We start from the raw sequence: 22,452 nt of genomic DNA, 5'->3' as shown, positions 1-22,452 counted from the left end.
CTCTTGTTGTTGTTTTTGAGTCTTGGGTTTAACCGGCGAAACGATGGCAAGGCTTGCCAGGGATATCGACTTCAATGGCCAACAGCGCACCGTCCAAAGGGTGATCCAAGGGACTCGCGGCACTGGTGATATACAAGGTAGTGAGGTCGGGCCCACCGAACACGCAACTGGTGGGACGACTGACCGGCAGCTCGATGATGCGATCGACCTCACCTGCGGGCGTCAGGCGCAGCAGGCAACTGCCGTCCCAACGGGCGTTCCAGATGTAGCCCTCGCTGTCCATGGCCGAGCCGTCCGGCCCACCGCGCTCATGGGGTGCAAACCATACCTGGGCGGGGTCGAGCTGGCCGTCGGACTGGATCGAATGCTGATACAGCGTGCCGTCCATGCTGTCGCCGAAATGCACCTGGCTACCCTCCTCGTTCCAAAGCAACGTGTTGGGAATGCCCAGCCCGGTCAGCAACGGCGTGACCCGCGCATCGGCATCGACACGGAACAGGCCACCGGAGCGCCGGGTGATGGGCAGGTCTTCGCCCTGCTCACCGATATTGTTCTGCATGGTGCCCAGCCACAGCCGGCCCTGGGCATCGCAGCGCGCTTCGTTGCCACGGTTGCCCGGTTGCGGGTCGGCCACGCACAGCAGGGTCAGCGCCTGGGTAGCCAGGTCGAGGCGATACACACCGCTGCTCAAGGTCACCAGCGCATCGCCGCTTTCACACGGAATGAACGCCGAGACATGCTCGGGCAACTGCCACACCTGCAACTGCCCGTCCATCCAGCGCAGTGCCTGTTTGGCGGCGATATCCACCCAGTAAAGCGCCTGGGATCGAACATCCCAGAACGGCCCTTCGCCCAACCGGGCACGGTGTGGGGTGACTGCGCTCAACGACATGAAGCCTCCTGATGACTTACAGCGATTCTCGAGACGGTGCGCCATCCACCAAGCGCTGGATACGCAACGGGTTGGCGTTTTTCAACGCGTCGGGCAGCAGGCTATCAGGGTAATTCTGGAAGCACACGGGCCGCAGGAAACGGTCGATGGCCAGGGTGCCGACCGAGGTGCCGCGGGCGTCGGAGGTCGCCGGATACGGCCCGCCGTGCACCATCGAATCGCAGACTTCCACCCCCGTGGGGTAACCGTTGAGCAGGATGCGCCCGACCTTCTGCTCCAGCAGCGGCGTCAACTCGGCGAACTGTTGCAGGTCAGCCGGTTCGCCGATGATCGTGGCGGTCAACTGGCCGTGCAGCCCATGCAGGGCGGCGCTGAGTTGAGCCTGGTCGACGACCTCGACAAACACCGTGGTGGGGCCGAACACTTCTTCCTGCAGCACTTCGTCGCCGTCGATCAGCAAGCGTACATCCGCCTTGAACAGTTGCGGTTGAGCCTGGTTGCCCGCTTGCGCGCTGCCTGCCAGATGCTGGATGCCCGGGTGAGACAGGAGTTTTTCCAGGCCCTTGCCGTAGCTGTCCAGGGTGCCGGTGTTGAGCATGGTTTGCGCCGGTTGCTCACCGATCAATTGCGCGACCTGTTGCGTGAACGCGGTGAACGCAGGCGAAGCGATGCCAATCACCAGTCCGGGGTTGGTGCAGAACTGGCCGCAGCCTTGTACCACCGAGGCAGTCAGGTCGCGGGCGACGCTCTCGGCACGCGTTTGCAGGGCCTGGGGCAGCACGATGACCGGGTTGATGCTCGACATTTCGGCAAATACCGGGATCGGTTGCGGGCGTGCGGCCGCCATATCGCACAGGGCACGACCACCCTTGAGCGAACCGGTAAAGCCCACCGCCTGGATTGCCGGGTGCTTGACCAGCGCTTCACCGACACCGCCGCCGAAGATCATGTTGAACACGCCCGCCGGCATCTCGCTGGCCTCGGCGGCGCGAATGATCGCATCGGCCACGCGCTCGGCGGTCGCCATGTGCCCGCTGTGCGCCTTGAACACCACCGGGCAACCGGCGGCCAGCGCAGCGGCGGTGTCGCCACCGGCGGTAGAAAACGCCAGGGGGAAGTTGCTGGCACCGAACACTGCCACCGGGCCCAGGCCGATACGGTATTGGCGCAGGTCCGGACGCGGCAACGGCTGGCGGTCCGGCAGGGCTTTGTCGATACGCGCCCCGTAGAAATCACCACGGCGCAGCACGGTGGCGAACAAGCGCATCTGGCCACTGGTACGCCCGCGCTCGCCTTTGATACGGGCAGCAGGCAACGCAGTTTCGCGGCAGACCAACTCGACGAAATCATCGCCCAGCGCGTCCAGCTCATCGGCCACCGCGTCCAGAAACCGCGCACGCCGTGCGGCGCTCAAGGCGCGGTAGGCCGGGTAAGCGGCCGCTGCGGCTTTGGCGGCGGCATCCACCTCTTGCGGGGTGGCCTGGTAGAAATCCTGGGGCAAGGCTTCGCCGGTGGTGGCATCGATACTCTGCAGCTTGACGCTGCCGTTGGCGCTGCGCTGGCCGCCGATGTAGTTGTGGCCGAGGAACTGGGTCATGTAGGTCTCCTTAAAGGGTGATGACGTGGCCGGGTTCGAATACCGCGTCGACCGTGCCGATGCCGTTGATCAATGGCGCGCCGAACTCAGCCTGGCTGATCTGGAACACATCGCCCGGTTGAGTACGTATACCGTCGGCGAATGACAGGGTAGCGGTGCCGAAGAAGTGAATATGCACATCGCCCGGTTTGAGAAACTGACTGTATTTGAAGTGGTGGTATTCAAGATTTTCCAGGCTGTGGCACATGTTGGCTTCGCCGCTGAGAAATTCGCTTTGCCAGATCACCTCGCCGTTACGCAGGATGCGGCTGGTACCGGCCAGATGCGCGGGCAACTCGCCCACGCGCAGCTCCGGGCCATAGCTGCAACTGCGCAGTTTGGAATGGGCCAGGTACAGGTAGTTCTTGCGTTCCATCACATGGTCGGAGAACTCGTTGCCCACCGCGAAGCCCAGGCGATAAGGCTTGCGGTCGTGACCGATCACATACAGGCCGCCGATTTCCGGCTCTTCGCCGGCGTCTTCGGCAAACGGCGGCACCGGGAAGGCGGCGCCTGGACGCACGACAATGCTGCCGTCGCCCTTGTAGAACCACTCCGGCTGCACACCGGCCTGGCCGGCAGCGGGTTTGCCGCCCTCCACGCCCCATTTGAAGATGCGCATGGTGTCGGTCATCGCGCTGTCATCACCGGCCTGCTGGTGCATCTTGTCGCGGGCCGAGGCACTGCCCAGGTGGGTCAGACCGGTGCCGCTGATCAGCATATGGGCCGGGTCCGGGTGGTCCAGCGGTGGCAGGATTTTAAGTTCGGCCAGCAGCGCCGCGTAGTCATGACTGGCGCCCAGGCCCAGGCTCTGTACCTGTTGCTGCAATTTGACCCCGGCTTCGATGGCGGCCAGGGCCAATTCGCGCACGCTGTATGCGCCCTGCACTTCCCGCAGGGTGTTGCCTTCCACCACGCCGACGCGGCGCTCACCGTTGCTCAACTCGAACTGAACTAAACGCATGCAGGTTCTCCTGGATTTAAGTACGTGTGGCGCCACGGGCGCTGGCGGCAAATTGATCGACGGGCAGTACGTGCTTGCGCTCCAGCAAGCGGTAGACCACGAGGGTCAGCAGCAACCCGAACAGCATCACGCCGGATAGGAAATACAGGCCCGAGGCGAGGTTGCCGGTGTACTCCTTGAGCGCCCCGATCACGAACGGGCCGATATAGCCGCCAAGGTTGCCCACCGAGTTGATCAAGGCGATGCCGGCCGCCGCGCTGGCACCGGCAAAAAAACGTCCCGGCAAAGTCCAGAACACCGCCGTGCAGGAAAACATCGCGAAAGCTGCCAGGCACAGCGCGGCCATCTGCAGCACCGGCACACTCAGCCAGGCACTGCAGAACAGGCCAATGGCGCCGAGCACATAGAGCACGGCGAGATGGCCATAGCGGTCGTTCAATCGATCGGAACTGCGCGGGATGATCAGCAGGCCGATGATGCCGAAGATATACGGCACGGCCGAGATGAAGCCGGTGGTGAGGTCACTGCCACCGAACTGCTTGATCAGGGTCGGCAACCACAGGCCCAGGCCGTAGATGCTCAGGGTCACCGGCAGGTAGAACAGCGCCAGCAACAGCACGCGTTTGTCTTTGAGCGCATGCAGCGGGTTGCCGTGACGGGTCTGGCCGTAGGCTTGCAGGTCTTTTTCCAGCTCGCCGGTAAGCCAGGTTTTCTCTTGCTCGCTCATCCAGCTGACCTGCCTGGGACCGTCCGGCAGGTAGCGCAGCACCGGCCAGGTCAGCAGGATCGCCGGGGTGCCGATCACGATAAACAGCCACTGCCAACCGTGCAGGCCAAGAATGCCGTCCATGCCGAGCAAACCACCGGACACGGGCCCGGTGATCATCATTGCAATGGGTTGGGAGAGAATGAACAGCCCAAGGATCTTGCCGCGATGGCGCACCGGGAACCACTGGGTGATGTAGTACAGCACGCCGGGGAAGAACCCGGCTTCCGCCGCGCCCAGCAGAAAGCGCATCACATAGAAACTGTGCGGCCCCTGCACAAAGGCCATGCCGATGGTGATGGCGCCCCAGGTAATCATGATGCGCGCAAACCAGCGCCGCGCGCCGAAGCGGTCGAGCATCAGGTTGCTGGGGATCTCGAACAGGAAGTAGCCGATGAAGAACAGCCCGGCGCCCAGGCCATAGGCAGCATCACCGATACCAACGTCGGCGCCCATGTGCAGCTTGGCGAACCCTACGGCGGAACGGTCCACGTAGGCGATCAGGTACAGCAGGATCAGGAAGGGAATCAGTTTCAGCGTGATGCGCCGAATAAGCCGCAATTCCTGGCTCATGGGGTCGATCTCCGATTGTTGTTTTTATAGAAGCTCGGGGGACGCCTCTCGCGAAATCCGCCAGGGTCATACCTCAGTTGAGAAAGACTATATAGTAGGACTATTTACAAAACAACACTTCCAAAGCAGCGATTTTGCGCTTATGTTTAAGCACGCATAGAACATATAGTCATACAATAAGAGAATCGATCATGCCTGACAAAAAGCCCGGCCTACGCTCCGCCCAGTGGTTTGGTACCGCCGACAAAAACGGCTTCATGTACCGCAGCTGGATGAAGAACCAGGGCATTGCCGACCACCAGTTCCATGGCAAGCCGATCATCGGCATCTGTAACACCTGGTCGGAGCTGACCCCGTGCAACGCGCATTTCCGCCAGATCGCCGAGCACGTCAAGCGCGGCGTGATCGAGGCCGGTGGCTTCCCGGTGGAGTTCCCGGTGTTCTCCAACGGCGAATCCAACCTGCGCCCTACCGCGATGCTGACCCGCAACCTGGCAAGCATGGATGTGGAAGAAGCGATTCGCGGTAACCCGATTGACGGTGTGGTGCTGCTGACCGGCTGCGACAAAACCACCCCGGCGCTGCTGATGGGCGCCGCCAGTTGCGACGTGCCGGCTATCGTGGTCACCGGCGGGCCGATGCTCAATGGTAAACACAAGGGCCAGGACATCGGCTCGGGCACGGTGGTGTGGCAGCTCAGCGAACAGGTCAAGGCTGGCACCATCACCCTGGATGACTTCCTCGCGGCCGAAGGCGGCATGTCGCGCTCGGCAGGCACCTGCAACACCATGGGCACCGCCTCGACCATGGCGTGCATGGCCGAGGCACTGGGCACGTCCCTGCCCCACAACGCGGCGATCCCAGCGGTGGATGCGCGGCGTTATGTGCTGGCGCACATGTCCGGTATGCGTGCGGTCGAGATGGTGCGCGAAGACTTGAAGCTGTCGAAGATCCTCACCAAAGAAGCGTTTGAAAACGCGATTCGCGTGAACGCGGCCATCGGCGGTTCGACCAACGCGGTGATTCACCTTAAAGCCATCGCCGGGCGCATCGGCGTGGAGCTGGACCTCGATGACTGGACCCGCATCGGGCGCGGCATGCCGACCATCGTCGACCTGCAACCCTCAGGGCGCTTCCTGATGGAAGAGTTCTACTACGCTGGCGGCCTGCCTGCCGTGTTGCGTCGCCTGGGTGAGGCCAACCTGATCCCCCACCCGAACGCCTTGACCGTCAACGGCAAGTCCCTGGGCGAGAACACCAAGGACTCGCCGATCTACGGCCAGGACGAAGTGATCCGCACCCTCGACAACCCAATTCGCGCCGACGGCGGCATCTGCGTGCTGCGCGGCAATCTGGCGCCGTTGGGTGCGGTGCTCAAGCCGTCTGCCGCCAGCGCCGAACTGATGCAACACCGTGGCCGTGCGGTGGTGTTCGAAAACTTCGACATGTACAAGGCGCGCATCAACGATCCGGAGCTGGACGTGGACGCCAACTCGATCCTGGTCATGAAGAACTGCGGCCCCAAGGGTTACCCAGGCATGGCCGAGGTCGGCAACATGGGACTGCCGGCCAAACTGCTGGCCCAGGGCGTGACTGACATGGTGCGCATTTCCGATGCGCGCATGAGCGGCACCGCCTACGGCACGGTGGTCTTGCACGTGGCACCGGAAGCCGCTGCCGGCGGGCCATTGGCGGCCGTGAAGGAAGGTGACTGGATTGAACTCGACTGCGCCAATGGCCGCCTGCACCTGGACATCCCCGACGCCGAGCTGGCGGCGCGCATGGCTGATCTGGCGCCACCGCAAAAGCTGATCGTCGGTGGCTATCGCCAACTGTACATCGACCATGTGCTGCAAGCCGACCAGGGCTGCGACTTTGACTTCCTGGTGGGCTGCCGCGGAGCGGAAGTCCCACGGCATTCCCACTAATTGGGATGCTATGATGCGGCGAATTCAAGCCAGAGCCTGCCCGTCGTTATGGATCACCAGCCGCCCAAGCCGCGCAAGAGCCAGCATGCCCAGATCGTTCAGGACCTGGGCATGCACATCGTTTCCGGTCGCTTCAAGCCCGAAGAACGGTTGCCCATGGAAGCCACGCTGTGCGAGGAATACCAGGTCAGCCGTTCAGTGTTGCGCGAGGCGACGCGGGTGCTCAGCGCCAAGGGCCTGGTGTATTCCAAGCCACGGGTGGGTGCGGTGGTACGGCCACGCTTGAAATGGCACCTGCTCGACCCGGATGTGCTGTCCTGGTTGATGCAGTCCACGCCCCACAGTGAGTTCTTCAATACGCTGGCCGGGGTGCGCCGCATCCTCGAACCGGAAATCGCTGCCATGGCCGCGACCACCGCCACCGATGAAGACATCGCCATCATCGAACAAGCCTACCAGGGCATGGAAACCGCCAAGACCCATGAGGATCTGTTGCAGGCCGACCTGGACTTCCACCGCGCGATTGCCGACGCCACCCGCAACGACCTGCTCGCCTATATGTGCAACATGCTCTCGTTGCCGCTGCGCGAGTCGATCAATATCACCAACCGCCGCCCGGATATCCAGGGCCTGAGCCTGCCCCGGCACAAGGCAATCCTCACCGCGATCCAGAACCGCGATGCGCTGGGCGCAAGGCATGCCTCGCTGGTACAACTGGATGACACGCGGGTGGCGCTGGATACGGTGATGAATGTATTGACGCCGTTGTAACCCCACCCCGTCGCACTCACTCCTGATTGTTATTGTTGGCTCTGGGGCAGGTGTTATCGCCCTCTTTTTTCAGCGCCAGCACCGCCTGGCGCTCGGACAACAAGTGGGTGATAGCCCCGCCGATAGCGGCAGATATAAGCGCCAGGGCTTCTTTAGGCAGATTGATCGCCGCCCACGTCAAGCCGCCGATCAGCAGGATGACAAACAGGATATTGAAACGTGACACACCCAGTTTTATCGAGCGCACGATATCGGACGTGTCCTGCATCTTTTCAAAGCGTTTAAGGTCTTCGAACTTACGCACCGATTCCAACGTTTCCAGATAGTGGGTTTCGGCCCGTTTCAATTTCTTGATCACGTCGGCTTCGAGCATAACCTCCTCTATCTCGATCCTGACCAGGCTGATATTGGCACCTGGCCGGCCGAGGATTTCGGAGCTCAACGAACTTTCGGCAAGCTCGGCCAACAGATACGTGTATGAGGTCTCGCTGATTTCCTTGGCGTATTTTTGCAAGGCTGACGTGTAGCACTTGGTGGCGTACCGGGTGAACAGACGCTCCGCATCGTTGGTTTTTTTAATCAGTTCTTCAACTTCATTTATGAGTTCCTGTTCCATTTTTAATATCCCTATTAAGCGTGGCTTGGAAAAATAATAAGCGCCGACCACTACGCTGACACGTTAACGGCAAACATCCCTCCATCGCCCTTCACTGTCTACTGTCAAACCTGACAGTAACGCAGCTGCAAATGTGGGAGGGGGCTTGCTCCCGATAGTGGTGTATCAGTCAAAAACATTGAGACTGACTCACCGCTATCGGGAGCAAGCCCCCTCCCACATTGAGTACTGTGTATAGCCTTATAGGGTGTAGGAGATTCCGACCTGCACGGTGCGCGGTGCGCCTGGGTAAGCGTAGATATTGCCGAACGCGCCTTCCTCATACTCGCGGTTGAACAGGTTTTTCACGTCCAGGTTCAGGCGCACCTGCTCGTTGACCTTGTAGTAACCCAGCAGGTCGACCACGGTGTAGGCGTCCATCGAGAAGGCCGTATTGGCGGTCTGGCCGGCGCGCTGGTCGACGTACTTACCACCGGCACCCAGGCCCAGCCCTTTGAGTGCGCCGTCCTGGAACTCGTAGACGTTGAGCAGGCTGAAGCTGTTGCGCGGGATGTTCATCAAGCGGGTGCCGGCGTGCAGGGTGGTGTCGCGGGTGACTTCGGCGTCCACGTAGGCGTAGCCGCCGATCACACGCCACTCGGGTGTGAGGTTGCCCGCCACGTTGAGGTCAAATCCGCGGCTGCGTACCTGGCCGGTCGCGACACTCAGGGTATTGTCCAAAGGGTCGGTGGCCAGCACGTTTTTCTTTTCGATCTGGTAGACCGCCGCGTCGACGCTCAGTTGACGATCAAGCGCCTCCCACTTGATGCCCATCTCGTAGGACTTGCCTTTCTCCGGCGCGAAACCACCGCCTTCGCGGCTGGCGCCGGTGTTGGGCTTGAACGAACGGGCGGCGTCGGCATAGACCGCGACGGTGTCGGTGAGGTCGTAGATCACGCCCACACGCGGCGTGACGGCGTTGTCGGCGGCGGTCCACGGTTTTACTCCCGCCACATAACTTTGGTAGTCATGTTCAAAACGCTCGAAACGCGCACCTGCCAAGACTTTCAGACGCTCGGTCAGTGCCACCTGGTCCTGCACGAAGGCAGCGTAGGTCTTGAGGTTTTCTTTATCGTGGGTGGGCGTGCGAGTCAGCGCCGGGCGCGTTTGGCCGTACACCGGATTGAAGATGTCGATCGGGTAAGTGCCCAGGGCCGCACTGGAACGCTGGATGATCGACTTGTAGTCGTAATCCTCGTACTCGATACCGGTGAGCAAGGTGTGCTCGAACCCGCCCGTGGAGAAGTGGCCCGTCAGGTTGAGCTGGTAATCCTTGTCGGTCCATTCCAGCTTGCGGTAGTTGAAGTTGCGTTGCAGGGTACGGCCATCGGCGCCCAGGCTGCTCGGTCCATTGGCTTCAATGGCGTTACCTTTCAAGCTGCCGTCCAACCATTGGAAACCGCCGCCCAGGGTCCAGTTGTCGTTGAGCGCGTGCTCGAAACGCAACTGGGCCATGTTGTTGTCGTTGTGCAGCTTGCCGGCATCCTTGTCGCCCCAGAACGTATCGCGCGATGGCGTGCCGCGCTGGTTGGGGAAACGCGTCAGGCCACGGTCCAGCGGGTGGTTGTTGCGCATGAAGTCGCCTTCGAAGGTCACCTTGGTGGCATCGGTGGCCTGCCAGGTGATCACCGGCGTCACGCCGTAGCGCTCGGTCTCGACATGATCGCGGAAGGTATCGCCACCCTCGCCCACCACGTTGAGGCGATACGCCAGACGGCCCTCTTCGTCCAGAGGGCCGGAGGCATCCAGGGTGCCGCGCTTCATGCCCTGGTCATTCACCTGGCTGCCCAGGGTGACGGTGCGTTCGGCCAAGGGTTGCTTGGACACCACGTTGAACGTACCACCGGGGTCGCCACGGCCGTAGAGCATGGTTGCGGGGCCGCGCAACACCTCAAGGCGTTCGATGGTGTTGGCATCCGGCATGTTCGGGTAGCCCCGGTTGATCGGGAACCCATTGCGGTAGAACTCACCGGTGGTGAAGCCACGTACGGTGAAGGTGGTCAGGCCCTGGCCGCCAAAGTTGTTGGCGCGGCCGACGCCGCCGGCGTAGTCGAGGGCATCTTGCAGGCGGGTTGCGCCGATATCCTCGACCACGTCTTTGGAGACAACGCTGATGGACTGTGGGGTTTCATGAATCGAGGTGTCGGTGCGTGTCGCACTGGCTGAACGGGTGGCGTGGTAGCCCTGAACCGGGCCCTGCGCCGATTCGAAATCTGCAGTAGCAGTCACATTGGTGGCTTGCAGCTCGATACTGGCTTTTTCAGCAGGGGCATCCTCTGCCCAGGTCAAAGGGGAAAACGCCTGGAGCACACAGATTGAAATCAGGGTACGACGCATGGATGTAAACCTAGTGAATGAGCCAGATGGGGCGGCAAACCTGCCAATAATTCGCCGCGCATCATATCTCAGCATATTCTCGTTTGATATCAATTCTCATTTGTTATTTTTCCAGTATCGGCGTTGTATCGAGCGGGTACTGCAAAAACCACGGGCGAAAAAAAGCCACTCAATCGAGTGGCTCATATCACCGGCTGGCTGGCCTCAACGGTAGCGTTCCAACCAATGTGCGTAAGGCGCCGGCAAGGTCCAGGAGGACTTGTCCACGCCCAACTCCTTGGCGGCAAAGTACGCCCAGTGCGGATCGGCCAAATGCGCACGCCCTACCGAAACCAAGTCCAGATGACCGGCCTGCAGCGCGCCTTCGGCCAGTTGCGGAGTACCAAAGCCCCACGCCGATGTCACCGGGATACCGGCTTCACGACGTACACGTTCAGCAATTGGCCCCATGAACGCCGGACCCCACGGGATGTTGGTGTCAGGAATCGTGAAACCGACACTGACGCTCAACAGATCCAGGCCACCGGCCTTGAAGCGGCGCGCCAACTCGATGGATTCGGTAAGCGTCTGCTCGTCGCGGCCGTCATATTCGATCACGCCAAAGCGTGCGGTCAGTGGCAGGTTTTCCGGCCAGACTTCGCGTACGGCGGCCAGGGTTTCCAGGAGAAAACGGCTGCGGTTATCGAAGCTGCCGCCGTAGGCATCGGTGCGCTGGTTGGAGTGCTCGGAGAAAAAGCTTTGGCCCAGGTAACCGTGGGCGAAGTGCAGTTCGATCCATTCAAAACCGGCATCGCGGGCGCGACGGGCGGCATCGACGAAGTCTTGCTGGACGCGGGCGATGTCTTCCAGGGTCATGGCACGCGGCACGTTGGGCAAATTGGCGCCGAATGCAATGGCCGACGGCGCGATGGTTTCCCAGCTGCGGGCATCGGAAGCCGGGATGTGGTCATCGCCCTCCCATGGGCGGTTGGCGCTGGCTTTGCGGCCCGCGTGGGCGATCTGGATGCCCGGTACCGAACCTGCGGCCTTGATGGCCTTGACCATCGGCACGAACGCCTGGGCATGGGCATCGCTCCAGATACCGGCGCAGCCTGGGGTGATACGCCCCTCCGGTGCGACTGCTGTGGCCTCGACTACCAGCAGGCCGGCACCGCCCCGGGCCATGCCGGCCAGGTGCACATGGTGCCAGTCGTTGACCATGCCGTCGTCGGCCATGTATTGGCACATCGGCGGGATGGCAATGCGATTGCGCAAGGTAACGTCTTTGAGTTTGAACGGTTCGAACAATGCGGACATCAGATACTCCGAGAGAAGCGTGTGTGATTCGATAGTTCGATGGTAATCGAACTATGGTATTGAACGCTACCCCCCTGTTATGATCCGCCCCATGCGAGCCTTCAAACACCCTACCCTGCAAGAATTGACGCTTGAGCGCGTGCTGTACGCCCTCAGCGACCCCGTGCGCCTGGACATCGTGCGCTGCCTGGCCGGCGTGGCCGAAGCCAGCTGTGGTGAACTGGATGGCGGGCGGCCCAAGTCCAGCATGTCCCACCACTTCAGGGTGTTACGTGATGCGGGCCTGGTACACACGCGCAATGTGGGCACCACCCATATGAATTCGTTGCGCCGTGAAGAGCTTGAGAGCCGCTTTCCCGGGTTGCTGGCGAGTGTTCTTGCGCAATCCTAGCGGGCGTTTTGCCCCTCAGGACGCAACAGGCTGCAGCAACACGCCATTAAGGTGAACGCAGTCCTTGCCATTGCGTTTGGCGCCGTAAAGATTTTTGTCCGCCATCTTGAGCACCGCCGATAACTCGTCACCTGGCGCGAAGCGTGCCATGCCCGCACTGCAGGTGTAGTTGTGAGGCGCGGCAACACTTGAGCGTATGGCCTGCAACAAACCCAGCACGAACTCACGGGCGAAGACCGGGTCATCGTCCTGCAACAACACGCCGAACTCTTCCCCGCCGATTCTTCCAAAGCTGTGGCTGCCTTTGGCGTTTTTCAGGCACACGGCCATGGCCCGCAGGATCTTGTCACCGACATCGTGACCGTACAGATCATTTTTTGCCTTGAAGCTGTCGATATCCAACATGATGAAGTAGCCAGCCTGGCCGCTGTCGAGCAACTGTTCGAAGCTTTGCATAAAAGCGCGACGGTTAAGGATCGAGGTCAAGTAATCGGTTTCGGCCAAGGCGCGAAACTCGCTTTCCACCAACAACACCGAACGCAGGTTCTTCAAATACGAATAACTCAGGATGAAACCGATGGAGACCGAAGATGCGCAAAATATCAGCAGATAAGCCTGTGTTCCTGCATATATATCGGCCTGCATCGGCGACCATAATATGAACCAGACCAACAGGGCGCCGACCAGATAATCCTGAACACTGATAAACAAGATAGCGCTGCCGACCACCAGGGTGACGGCCAGGGGCAAGCCGTAGATACGCAACTCCTGATTAAGGCCAATGACATAGGCAAACCCCACGGACAACATCACGATATAGGCCACTCCCAGCATCCGCCACAGTAGAAAGTTGGCGGTTTTGGAGTGAAACCGGCATACCAGCAACAGGCCAATGGTGACACCCAACATGGACAGGTCGAACTGCATGGCTGGATGAATCAGCCAGATACCGACCCAGGCAATGATCCCGATCCATTCCGCTTGGGTCACCGCAGGCGACAACAACCTGCGCATCCTGGGCCTTAACTTCAAGTTAGCAGGCATCCTTACGCTCCCATCTCAATAGCATGCAGGCCCAGCGCAAAAGAAAAGGCCATAAAGCGTTTTACCAGACTGACAAAAGGCGGCAGCACTTCCAGCCGGGTCTTGGAGTGAGCTTTGAAATACCCCTTCTCGACGCCCTCCTGGACCATTCGAATAATGTGAGTCTTGGACACGGAAAGTTGCTTGGCCAAGGCCAGATAAGACGATGACCGGAACGTGGCCCGATCATTTTCCGGCGCGAAGGCATCGTTATAAATCGCCAACATCAACAGATGCCCGGCGTCTCGTTTCACCAACCAGTAACACTCGGGAAGCAGTACATCCACCGTGAGATCGGCGTCGAGGATAATGGCAAAGCCCTTGAAATAAAGGGACAGGAAGCCCCGGTCATCCAACTCGCGCATTTGCCGGAAAATCGCCCGCTCAGGGTAAAGCCGCGCCAATGACTCGGTGAGCGAGGTCAACATCAAACGCGCTTCGCGACAGGCCTCATCCGACGGCGCGTAGACCCTGAAGCGACTGTCTTCGGGGTGCGGCGCGACGTCCATGAAGCCCAGCGCCCGCAATAACAGGAACATTGATTCCAGGCTGTTTTTTGAACAATACCTTCGCGTCACACACAGGGTCTTAACTTCCGACAATAACGGTAAGGGTGTGGCGAAGTATTCACTCAATAAGGCAAACGACACCATCAAACGGCTGTATTTAAGTGCACTCTTGTAGAAAAACGGTCTTCGGGAATAGGGCACGAGCAGCACGTGGTAATGCGCTCTCAGGCACGATTCAAAATCCTTATGACGTTCGAGCGCTTGCGCGGTATTACACATAGCCGACTTCAACGAACTGACATGCATGAAAGAGCCCTGATCATCCAACTTGATTCCACTGATCTCAGCTACGAAATCCCTGCAGCCCGGCCCCAAAACAAATCACGTGGTAAACCCTACGGTTAATGGCTTTTTGCCTCGAACGCAATGTACAGCGATTGCCGGACAAGACGTCATCAGTACCAAAGTTGTTCCAGATTCAAGTGGACCCTCTGCGCACACCTGCGCGTAACTTCTCGTTACATCCTCCGAAGCTAGTGACTGGTCGACGAATCGATTCAGCAACCGGCGAACCTTTCTCCCTTGCGTGGCGTCGTAACAGAGCATTGTTGCCAACCGCCCGCCGCGAGGTTCTCGTTTGAAAGCTGCCGTCCTGAAGAAATACCGCCTGATCATCAAGACCATGGGCTATGTGGGCTGGGCCCTGTTCTGGCTATTGCTGTGGGATGTGGCAGTAACCGTGGACTTCATGTTGTTTCTGACCACCAAGATCAACCTGCCGCTGATGCCACTGACATTGCTGGGTTCGGCGCTGGTGGTGTTGATCAGTTTTCGCAACAGCAGCGCCTATAACCGCTGGTGGGAAGCGCGCACGTTATGGGGGGCGATGGTCAACAATTCACGCAGCTTTGCGCGCCAGGTGCTGACGCTGCTGGATGACCCCGACGGCGAAGTGAATCCGATCAAATCCACATTGCTGCGCCGCCATGTGGCGTATGTGAATTGCCTGGCCGCCCACCTCAAGGGCGAACCCTGCCCGGATGAAGTGCGAGCGTTTATCCCCGCCGAGGAATTTGCCCGCAATGGCGCGACCAACAATTTTGCCAATGACATCCTGACCGGGTCAGCGGCGTTGCTGGCCAAGGAATACAAAGCCGGCCACCTGGACAGTATTCGCCTGGCGCGGCTGGAGTCGACCCTGGTCGACCTGTCCAATGCCCAAGGCGGCATGGAGCGCATCGCCAATACACCATTGCCCTACCCCTACGTGTATTTCCCGCGGCTGTTTATCTCGCTGTTCTGCCTGATCGTACCGGTGGGCCTGGTGGAATCCCTCGGCTGGTTTACCCCGCTGGCTTCCACGGTAGTGGGCTTTATGCTGCTGGCCATCGAGCGTATCGGCACCGACCTGCAAAGCCCGTTTCACTCCAGCGAGCATCAGATCCAGATGGAGGCGATTTGCGAAACCATTGAGAAGAACCTGCAATCGATGCAGCGCGATGCGTTGGCCTGAGCCAAGGCATCGTCGCCGTAGTTGTAAAAGACTATTACGAGGCACAATGTACTAACCGGTTACTTATCTTGCTAAAATCGCGTCTTTGCCCTCTCTCACTCGAGTCTATTCGACATGAAACGAGCATCGCGCGCCGCTGGCGTCTCTAGATTTCTACTCCTGGGCCTGGGCGTTGTCATCGCCCTGCTCGGCCTTGCGCTTGCCGTGGGCGGCGCCAAACTGGTCAGCCTGGGAGGTTCCTGGTACTTCCTGGCAGGTGGCGTGGCCATGGCCGTCTCCGGGCTGCTGATCGCTCGGCGCAAGCCTGCCGGGGCGTGGTGGTTTGCCGCGTTCCTCGTCGGTACGGCCGTATGGGCAGTGGCCGACGTGGGCCTGGTGTACTGGCCGCTGTTCTCGCGGCTGTTCATGTTCGCGGTGATCGGCGTGGTCGTGGCGCTGGTGTATCCATTGCTGGCCGGCAAACCGGCGCGCGGCGCTTATGCGGTCGCGGCTTTGTTGGCAGTCGGCGTGGCGGTGGCGGCAGGCAATATGTTCGTCGCTCACCCAAGCGTGGCGCCGACCGGTGCCGGCCCTGGCATCACCCCGGTAGCCGAAGCCGATGCACAGAAAGACTGGGCGCACTACGGCAACACCGAGGGCGGCAGCCGCTTCGCCGCGCTGGACCAGATCAATCGCGACAACATCGACAAACTCAAAGTCGCCTGGACCTACCACACCGGTGACGTGGCCATCAGCGACGGCAACGGCGCCGAAGACCAGCTGACGCCCTTGCAGATCGGCAACAAAGTCTTCATCTGCACCCCGCACAACAACTTGATCGCTCTGGACGCCGACACCGGCAAAGAGCTGTGGAAGAACGAGGTCAACGCCCAGTCAGCGGTGTGGCAGCGTTGCCGTGGCATGGCCTACTTCGACGCCACTGCGCCGATTGCCCAGCCGACCCAGCCCAACAGCTCGCCGATCATTGCCGCCAGCGTGCCTGCCGGTGCGCAGTGCCAGCGTCGCCTGCTGACCAACACCATTGATGCGCGCCTGATCGCCGTGGATGCCGACACCGGCAAGTTCTGCGAAGACTTCGGCACCCATGGCCAAGTGGACTTGAAAGCCGGCCTGGGTAATGTGCCGGACAGCTACTACCAACTGTCCTCGGCGCCTTTGATCGCCGGCACCACCGTCGTTGTCGGTGGCCGTGTCGCCGACAACGTGCAGACCGATATGCCAGGCGGCGTGATCCGTGGTTTTGATGTGATCAGCGGCCAGATGCGTTGGGCGTTCGACCCAGGCAACCCTGAAGACAAGCAAGCGCCGGCCGCGGGCAGCACCTATGTGCGCAGCACGCCGAACAGCTGGGCGCCGATGTCCTACGACCCGCTGATGAACACCGTTTTCCTGCCGATGGGCAGCTCCTCCACCGACATTTACGGCGTGGAACGCACCCAGCTGAACCACAAATATGGCGCCTCCGTGCTGGCGCTCGACGCGTCCACCGGTGCCGAAAAGTGGGTCTACCAGACCGTCCACAATGACCTCTGGGACTTCGACCTGCCGATGCAGCCGAGCCTGATCGACTTCACCCCGCCAGGCAGCGACAAGGCAGTACCGGCCGTGGTGATCGGCACCAAGGCCGGGCAGATCTACGTGCTCGACCGCGCCACCGGCAAACCGCTGACCGACGTGCAGGAAGTGCCGGTCAAGGCCGCGAACATTCCCAACGAACCATACTCCCCGACCCAGCCAAAATCGGTGGGTATGCCGCAGATTGGCGCGCAGACCCTGACCGAATCGGACATGTGGGGTGCTACGCCGTACGACCAGTTGCTGTGCCGTATCGACTTCAAAGGCATGCGCTACGACGGCCTGTACACCGCGCCGGGCACCGATAAATCCCTGAGCTTTCCGGGTTCGCTCGGCGGCATGAACTGGGGCAGCATCTCCACCGATCCGGTACACGGTTTTATCTTCGTCAACGACATGCGCCTGGGGCTGTGGATCCAAATGGTGCCGTCGCAAAACAAGGCCCAGGCCTCTTCCGGTGGTGAAGCACTGAACACCGGTATGGGCGCCGTGCCGCTCAAGGGCACGCCTTACGCGGTCAACAAGAACCGCTTCCTGTCGGTGGCCGGCATTCCCTGCCAGGCACCGCCATTCGGCACCTTGACCGCTATCGACATGAAGACGCAAAAAGTTGCCTGGCAAGTACCGGTGGGCACGGTTGAAGACACCGGCCCCCTGGGCATCCGCATGCACCTGCCAATCAAAGTCGGCCTGCCGACACTGGGCGGCACGCTGTCCACCCAAGGCGGCCTGATCTTTATCGCCGGCACCCAGGACTTCTACCTGCGCGCCTTCAACAGTGGCAACGGTGACGAAATCTGGAAAGCTCGTTTGCCGGTCGGCAGCCAGGGTGGCCCGATGACCTACGTGTCGCCAAAAACCGGCAAGCAGTACATCGTCGTCACCGCCGGCGGCGCGCGCCAGTCCACCGACCGCGGCGACTACGTGATCGCCTACGCCCTGCCGTAACCCCTCTCTGTTCGCGCGGTGCTCCCGCACCGCGCTTTGCGTTTGGAACTCCGCATGAACCCTACTTCTCATACCTCCCTTGGGCGCCTGGTGCTCGGCCTGGCGTTGACTGCTGCCCTGCCCGTTCAAGCCGACGACACCACCCTGACCGGCGACTGGGGCGGCCTGCGCCGTGAGCTCGACGCACAAGGCATCCGCTTTACCGGCGACTACAGCGGCGAAACCGCTTACAACGCCCACGGCGGCCAGCATCGCTCGGCCCGCTATTCGCAAAACCTCAAGCTCGGCGTGCAGTTCGACCTGGGCAAGCTTTACGGTTTCAACAACGGCGACCGCATCCAGCTGACCATCAACGACCGGCGCGGCAACAGCGCTTCCGAAGACCTGGTGGGCAACCGCCTGCCGATCCAGGAAAACTACGGCGGCCTCTACACGCGCCTCACCGAGTTGAGCTACGAGCGCACGCTGTTCACCCCCGCACTCAACGTCAAGCTCGGCTACATGGCCATGGGCAATGACCTCGGCGGCCTGGACAGCGGCATTTTGTGCAATTTCATGAACGCCGGATTCTGCGGGCATCCGCTGAACATGTCGGGCGGCAGTGGCTGGGCCAATTACCCGAATGCGCACCTGGGCGCGCGGGTGAAATATGACTTTTCGCCAAACTGGCAACTGCGGGTGGCGGCGTTCAACGTCGACCCTTCCAGCAATGGCAACTCCAGCCGCGCCTGGCACCTGGGGCCCAAGCACACCACCGGCACCGTGGTGCCCATCGAGCTGATCTACAAGCACGCGGGCAGCCTGCCGGGTGAATACAAGCTCGGTTATTACTACGACAGTTCCGATGTAAAACGCATTGGCAGCAACAAGGACGTCAGCGGGCGCGGCGGTCACTACCTGTTGATCGACCAGGCGGTGTGGGCCTCCCAATCCTCCCAAGGCCGCAGCTTGCACGCCTTCGGCCAATACTCTGCGGCCAGCGAAGCGGCTTCGCCGTTCACCAAGTGGTATGGCGCGGGGCTGGTGCTGTACAAACCGTTCGACAGTCGCCCACGGGATACCGTCGCCCTCGGTTATGGCCGTGCAGTGCCCAACCCGCGCAGCCGGGATAATGCGGATGCGGCCTACGCCAATCTGGACAACGCTGAACAGCTGATCGAACTCAGCTACGGCTACCAGGCCACACCGTGGCTGACCTTGCGCCCGGACGTGCAATACATCATCGAGCCGGGGGCGTTTTCCGCACAGAACATCGACAACGCGCTGGTGCTGGGACTGCAGGTGAAAGCGACCTTCTAGTCAGCCGACATCCAGGGCTCTGCCGCGCCCGCCATTTTTCAACATCGACGGATTGATCCCGAACTGCTTGCGGAACGCAGTGGCGAAATGGCTGGCGTTGGCATAACCGAGGTCCGAGGCGATGCGCATCACCGATTCATTGCCGCTCATCAAGCGGCTGCGCGCCTGGATCATGCGCGTCTGCTGGAACACGCCATAGACGCTGTTGGAGAACAGCTGGCGAAACCCGCGGGTGAGCTTGGGCTGGCTCAAGCCGGACTCACGGGCCAACTCCGACAGGCTTGGCGCCTTGCCCAGATCTTCCAGCAAACGATCGCGGGCCCGCACCAGGCGCTGGCGGTCGGTGTGGCTGACGCGGCAGGTGCATTCGCCATCCTGGCGCGCTTCGAGGAACAGACTGACCAGCGTGACACTTTGCCCGTACAGCCACAGGCTGCTGCGCGGCGGGGCCGATGGCAGGCTGGCGCCGTGGTCCATGGCCAGGCCGAGCATGTGCGCGGTAGCACTCATTTCACCGCTGCGATGGCCGTCGAGGAAGCAATGTTCGCAGGCCAATGCCTTGTTCAGCAGCGGGTCGAGCTTCAATTCCCACTGGGCCAGCAACTCGGGGCGAATCATGACGGTGATGTTGTCGATCTCGCCGTGCTGATGATATAGGCCATGGCGGCAACGGCCAAAGCTGATGCTGCCCGCGCCTTCATCAATCACATAGCGACGTTGCCGGCGCCCATCGCGAAAGCTGCACGCGGCCTTGCCCTTTAACAGGTTGGTGAAGCTGAAGTGAATGCACTCGCTGTCGTCTTGCAAGGGCAACTCTACCGGCTGCTCAAAGGTGCTCTGCCAACGAACGATGTCCAGGCCCTCCTGCAGGGTCATACGCGTGACCCGGCAATGCGCTCCCGGCCCCAGATCGCTACCAAACCCTCCCGTAATGATTCGCGAGACCGGCATCGGTTCTCCTGCGCCTCCCTGAACGGCTGACATCGTAAATCTCCTGGCTGACCGGATACGGCTCGAATCAGACCACATCGGGGTAGAACTCTGCAATTGATAATTATTAGCATTTGGCGCACCGCACGTGCCAAGCCAGATTGCTGCTGCCCCTGAGCAACGCACGCCGATCAGAACTCTCAGTCAAGGTCCCATCATGTCTGCACGATGCAACACGGCGGCTACCCGTCAATCTTGCTACAAACGTAATAGTATAACAATAGCGATTGCTTTGACACTGACCCCTACCGCCTTCGCCGCCACCCTCGGCGAACCTCTGCAACTGCCCGCCTCCACGGTAACGGCGCGCTTGGCCCAGGAAGATTCCAAGGAAGTACCGATCAGCGTCAGTGTGGTCGATGGCGAACAACTGCGTACCCAACGCCTCGATACCCTGGAAAGCGCACTGCGCAATACCTCAGGGGTCAGCGTCAATTCTTCCGGCGGGCCCAACGACTTCAACGTGTTGATCCGCGGTGTCGGTTCGCTTTACCAGATGTCCATGGACGACAGTTCGGTCGCATTCAATATCGACGGCGTACCTGTGTCGTCGCGCAGCCTGGGGTTCGGCACCCTCGACGTCGACCGCATCGAAGTGCTCAAGGGGCCGCAGGGCACACTGTCCGGCGCAATCGGCCAGGCCGGTGCCGTGAATATCACCACCCGCCAACCCAGCCGGGAACTCGAAGGTTATGTGCGTGGTGAAGTCGGCCAGAAAGGCCAGTTCCTCACCGAAGGCGCCATTGGCGGACCGCTCAGTGACAGCCTCAGCGGCCGCCTGGCGGTGCGACGTGCCGGCTACGACAGCTGGATCGACAACGACCAGACCCATAACCCCATTACCAAACCGCGCAACGAAGCCTATCGCGCCAGCTTGTTGTGGGACCTCAACGATGACACCCACGTGCTGTTCAGCGCCGAACGCCAGCAGACCGAACGCGCCACCAATTCCCTGGTACTGCGCCCCTACGGCAGCCACCCGAGCCTGGACCTGACGCCTGGCCTGTTCGACGACAACGAAAAGACCACCGAGCGCTACACGATCAAGGTCGACCACGACTTCGCCAACAGTCGGCTGACCTCCACCACCGCCACTGGCACTGCCGACTTCACCGGCTTGATCGCCTACGACAGCAAGCTGATGGGCGCCCTCTATGGCACGCCCGGTGAGTTCTGGGTGGTGGACAAATCCTTCGAGCGCAGCTGGAGCCAGGATATACACCTGGGCTCATTGCCCGATTCCGACGTGTTCTGGGTCGCCGGCGTCGCCGCTAGCCGCAATGAACGCAGCTACGACACCCCACGCAACACCTACGGCACCTCCGGCGCCAAGTTCCGCGACTTCACTACCACCACCTACGCAGGCTACGGCGAAGTGACTGTCCCGCTCACCGAACGCCTGAAACTCACCACCGGCTACCGCCATTCCTGGGACCGCAAGACCTACGACGGCCAATACTTCGCAGGTTCGAGCGCCGTGGACGACTCGCGCGCACTCACCGACCACTACGGCACCGGCCGCGTCGCCCTGAGTTATGCGATCACCCCACAGACCAACGTCTACGTGCAATTGGCAAGAGGGTATAAATCCGGCGGGTTCAATGATTATGCCTCCCAGGTCAGCGACAGCGAACCCTACAAGGCCGCCGTCAGCAGGGCCGCCGAACTGGGGTTCAAGAGCGAGACCGACGACCGTCGCGGCAGCCTCAACGGCGCGCTGTTCTACACCCGCGTGCACGATGATCACTTGCTTGGCTACGACGCGGCGACCTTCGCCACCAACGCCTTCAACGCCGACACCCGCACCCGCGGCGCCGAACTGGAAGGTAGCTGGCGCTTCGACTACGGTCTGACCCTAGCCGCCAGCGCGACCTACCTCGATGCCAAGATCACCAGCGGCGTGCAAGGCATCCAGGCTGGCGACGTCGCCGCCGGCAACCGTACCCCGGACGTGCCCCGCTGGAGCGGCAACGTCAACGCCAGCTGGAAACACCCCCTGGGCAACTTCGCCAGCCTTGGCCAGACCAACCTCAACACCAGCCTCAACTACCACCTGGTGGGTGAACGCACGGCAGACCCGCAGAACCACTTCAACCTGGACAACTACGAGAAACTCGACCTGCGGGCGGGGCTGGAGAGCAAGTTTGGCGAGGTGTATGCGTTTGCCGACAATCTGTTGAACCAGACGTATGACACCTATGGTTTCTACAGCGACCCGGTGGCCTATGGTGGGCCGTCGCGTCGGCGTACGTTAGGCGTGGGCTACACCTACCAGTTCTGAACCGACGCGATTCGGCCGGCTGTCCTGAGTTCAAATGTGGGAGGG

The 22,452-nt window shown here is 61.0% G+C and carries 17 protein-coding genes; 7 read left to right on the top strand and 10 right to left on the bottom strand.

Annotation, left to right across the window (positions count from 1 at the left end; genetic code table 11):
* Positions 1-28: 28 nt before the first annotated feature.
* Genes LJX92_RS10640 through LJX92_RS10625 form a run of 4 tightly spaced genes read right to left on the bottom strand, consistent with a single transcriptional unit; the run spans position 29 to position 4,831 of the window.
* Positions 29-892: an SMP-30/gluconolactonase/LRE family protein gene (locus LJX92_RS10640; protein ID WP_228309733.1), complete on the bottom strand. Its 864-nt coding sequence runs from the start codon at positions 890-892 to the stop codon at positions 29-31.
* Between the two features lie 16 nt (positions 893-908).
* Positions 909-2,489, bottom strand: coding sequence for an aldehyde dehydrogenase (NADP(+)) (locus LJX92_RS10635; protein WP_228309732.1), 1,581 nt, complete (start codon positions 2,487-2,489; stop codon positions 909-911).
* Positions 2,490-2,499: 10 nt separating this feature from the next.
* The gene (gene araD1, locus LJX92_RS10630) at positions 2,500-3,492 is read right to left on the bottom strand and encodes an AraD1 family protein (protein ID WP_228309731.1); all 993 of its coding nucleotides are present in this window, start codon (positions 3,490-3,492) and stop codon (positions 2,500-2,502) included.
* A 16-nt stretch (positions 3,493-3,508) separates the two neighbouring features.
* Positions 3,509-4,831 (bottom strand): MFS transporter, encoded by a 1,323-nt coding sequence (locus tag LJX92_RS10625; protein ID WP_078821050.1) that lies wholly within the window; start codon positions 4,829-4,831, stop codon positions 3,509-3,511.
* A gap of 191 nt (positions 4,832-5,022) precedes the next feature.
* Between LJX92_RS10625 and LJX92_RS10620 the strand changes: the two genes are divergently transcribed.
* Both LJX92_RS10620 and LJX92_RS10615 read left to right on the top strand, forming a co-directional pair.
* Positions 5,023-6,759: an IlvD/Edd family dehydratase gene (locus tag LJX92_RS10620; protein WP_005787482.1), complete on the top strand. Its 1,737-nt coding sequence runs from the start codon at positions 5,023-5,025 to the stop codon at positions 6,757-6,759.
* A 48-nt stretch (positions 6,760-6,807) separates the two neighbouring features.
* Complete coding sequence (locus LJX92_RS10615; protein WP_005787481.1) at positions 6,808-7,530, top strand: FadR/GntR family transcriptional regulator; 723 nt, start codon at positions 6,808-6,810, stop codon at positions 7,528-7,530.
* Between the two features lie 16 nt (positions 7,531-7,546).
* On the opposite strand, the gene LJX92_RS10610 is transcribed toward LJX92_RS10615, so the two are convergent.
* From LJX92_RS10610 to LJX92_RS10600, 3 genes are all read right to left on the bottom strand, one after another.
* The gene (locus LJX92_RS10610; protein ID WP_078821049.1) at positions 7,547-8,146 is read right to left on the bottom strand and encodes a hypothetical protein; all 600 of its coding nucleotides are present in this window, start codon (positions 8,144-8,146) and stop codon (positions 7,547-7,549) included.
* Between the two features lie 240 nt (positions 8,147-8,386).
* Positions 8,387-10,522: a TonB-dependent siderophore receptor gene (locus tag LJX92_RS10605; protein ID WP_228309730.1), complete on the bottom strand. Its 2,136-nt coding sequence runs from the start codon at positions 10,520-10,522 to the stop codon at positions 8,387-8,389.
* A 204-nt stretch (positions 10,523-10,726) separates the two neighbouring features.
* On the bottom strand, positions 10,727-11,818 hold the full coding sequence (locus LJX92_RS10600) for an NADH:flavin oxidoreductase/NADH oxidase (protein WP_032876480.1): 1,092 nt from the start codon (positions 11,816-11,818) through the stop codon (positions 10,727-10,729).
* 91 nt (positions 11,819-11,909) lie between these two features.
* On the opposite strand from LJX92_RS10600, the gene LJX92_RS10595 reads away from it, so the two are divergent.
* On the top strand, positions 11,910-12,209 hold the full coding sequence (locus LJX92_RS10595) for an ArsR/SmtB family transcription factor (protein ID WP_050549300.1): 300 nt from the start codon (positions 11,910-11,912) through the stop codon (positions 12,207-12,209).
* Positions 12,210-12,224: 15 nt separating this feature from the next.
* On the opposite strand, the gene LJX92_RS10590 is transcribed toward LJX92_RS10595, so the two are convergent.
* Positions 12,225-13,253: a GGDEF domain-containing protein gene (locus LJX92_RS10590; RefSeq protein ID WP_032876486.1), complete on the bottom strand. Its 1,029-nt coding sequence runs from the start codon at positions 13,251-13,253 to the stop codon at positions 12,225-12,227.
* 2 nt (positions 13,254-13,255) lie between these two features.
* Complete coding sequence (locus tag LJX92_RS10585) at positions 13,256-14,107, bottom strand: hypothetical protein (RefSeq protein WP_228309729.1); 852 nt, start codon at positions 14,105-14,107, stop codon at positions 13,256-13,258.
* Between the two features lie 331 nt (positions 14,108-14,438).
* On the opposite strand from LJX92_RS10585, the gene LJX92_RS10580 reads away from it, so the two are divergent.
* The 3 genes from LJX92_RS10580 (at position 14,439) to LJX92_RS10570 (ending at position 19,136) form a co-directional block, all read left to right on the top strand.
* Entirely contained in the window at positions 14,439-15,314 is an 876-nt protein-coding gene (locus LJX92_RS10580; protein ID WP_005787467.1) for a bestrophin family protein, read from the top strand.
* Between the two features lie 114 nt (positions 15,315-15,428).
* Entirely contained in the window at positions 15,429-17,837 is a 2,409-nt protein-coding gene (locus LJX92_RS10575; protein WP_228309728.1) for a glucose/quinate/shikimate family membrane-bound PQQ-dependent dehydrogenase, read from the top strand.
* A 54-nt stretch (positions 17,838-17,891) separates the two neighbouring features.
* Complete coding sequence (locus tag LJX92_RS10570; RefSeq protein WP_122733382.1) at positions 17,892-19,136, top strand: carbohydrate porin; 1,245 nt, start codon at positions 17,892-17,894, stop codon at positions 19,134-19,136.
* Here LJX92_RS10570 and LJX92_RS10565 read toward each other — a convergent pair whose 3' ends face one another.
* The gene (locus LJX92_RS10565) at positions 19,137-20,120 is read right to left on the bottom strand and encodes a helix-turn-helix domain-containing protein (RefSeq protein WP_228309727.1); all 984 of its coding nucleotides are present in this window, start codon (positions 20,118-20,120) and stop codon (positions 19,137-19,139) included.
* Between the two features lie 238 nt (positions 20,121-20,358).
* On the opposite strand from LJX92_RS10565, the gene LJX92_RS10560 reads away from it, so the two are divergent.
* Positions 20,359-22,407, top strand: coding sequence for a TonB-dependent receptor (locus tag LJX92_RS10560; protein ID WP_228309726.1), 2,049 nt, complete (start codon positions 20,359-20,361; stop codon positions 22,405-22,407).
* The last annotated feature ends 45 nt before the right edge of the window (positions 22,408-22,452 follow it).

The sequence above is a fragment of the Pseudomonas sp. HN8-3 genome (genome assembly GCF_020790195.1).
Taxonomy (GTDB): domain Bacteria; phylum Pseudomonadota; class Gammaproteobacteria; order Pseudomonadales; family Pseudomonadaceae; genus Aquipseudomonas; species Aquipseudomonas synxantha_A.
This window is presented reverse-complemented; position numbering and strand designations above follow the sequence as displayed.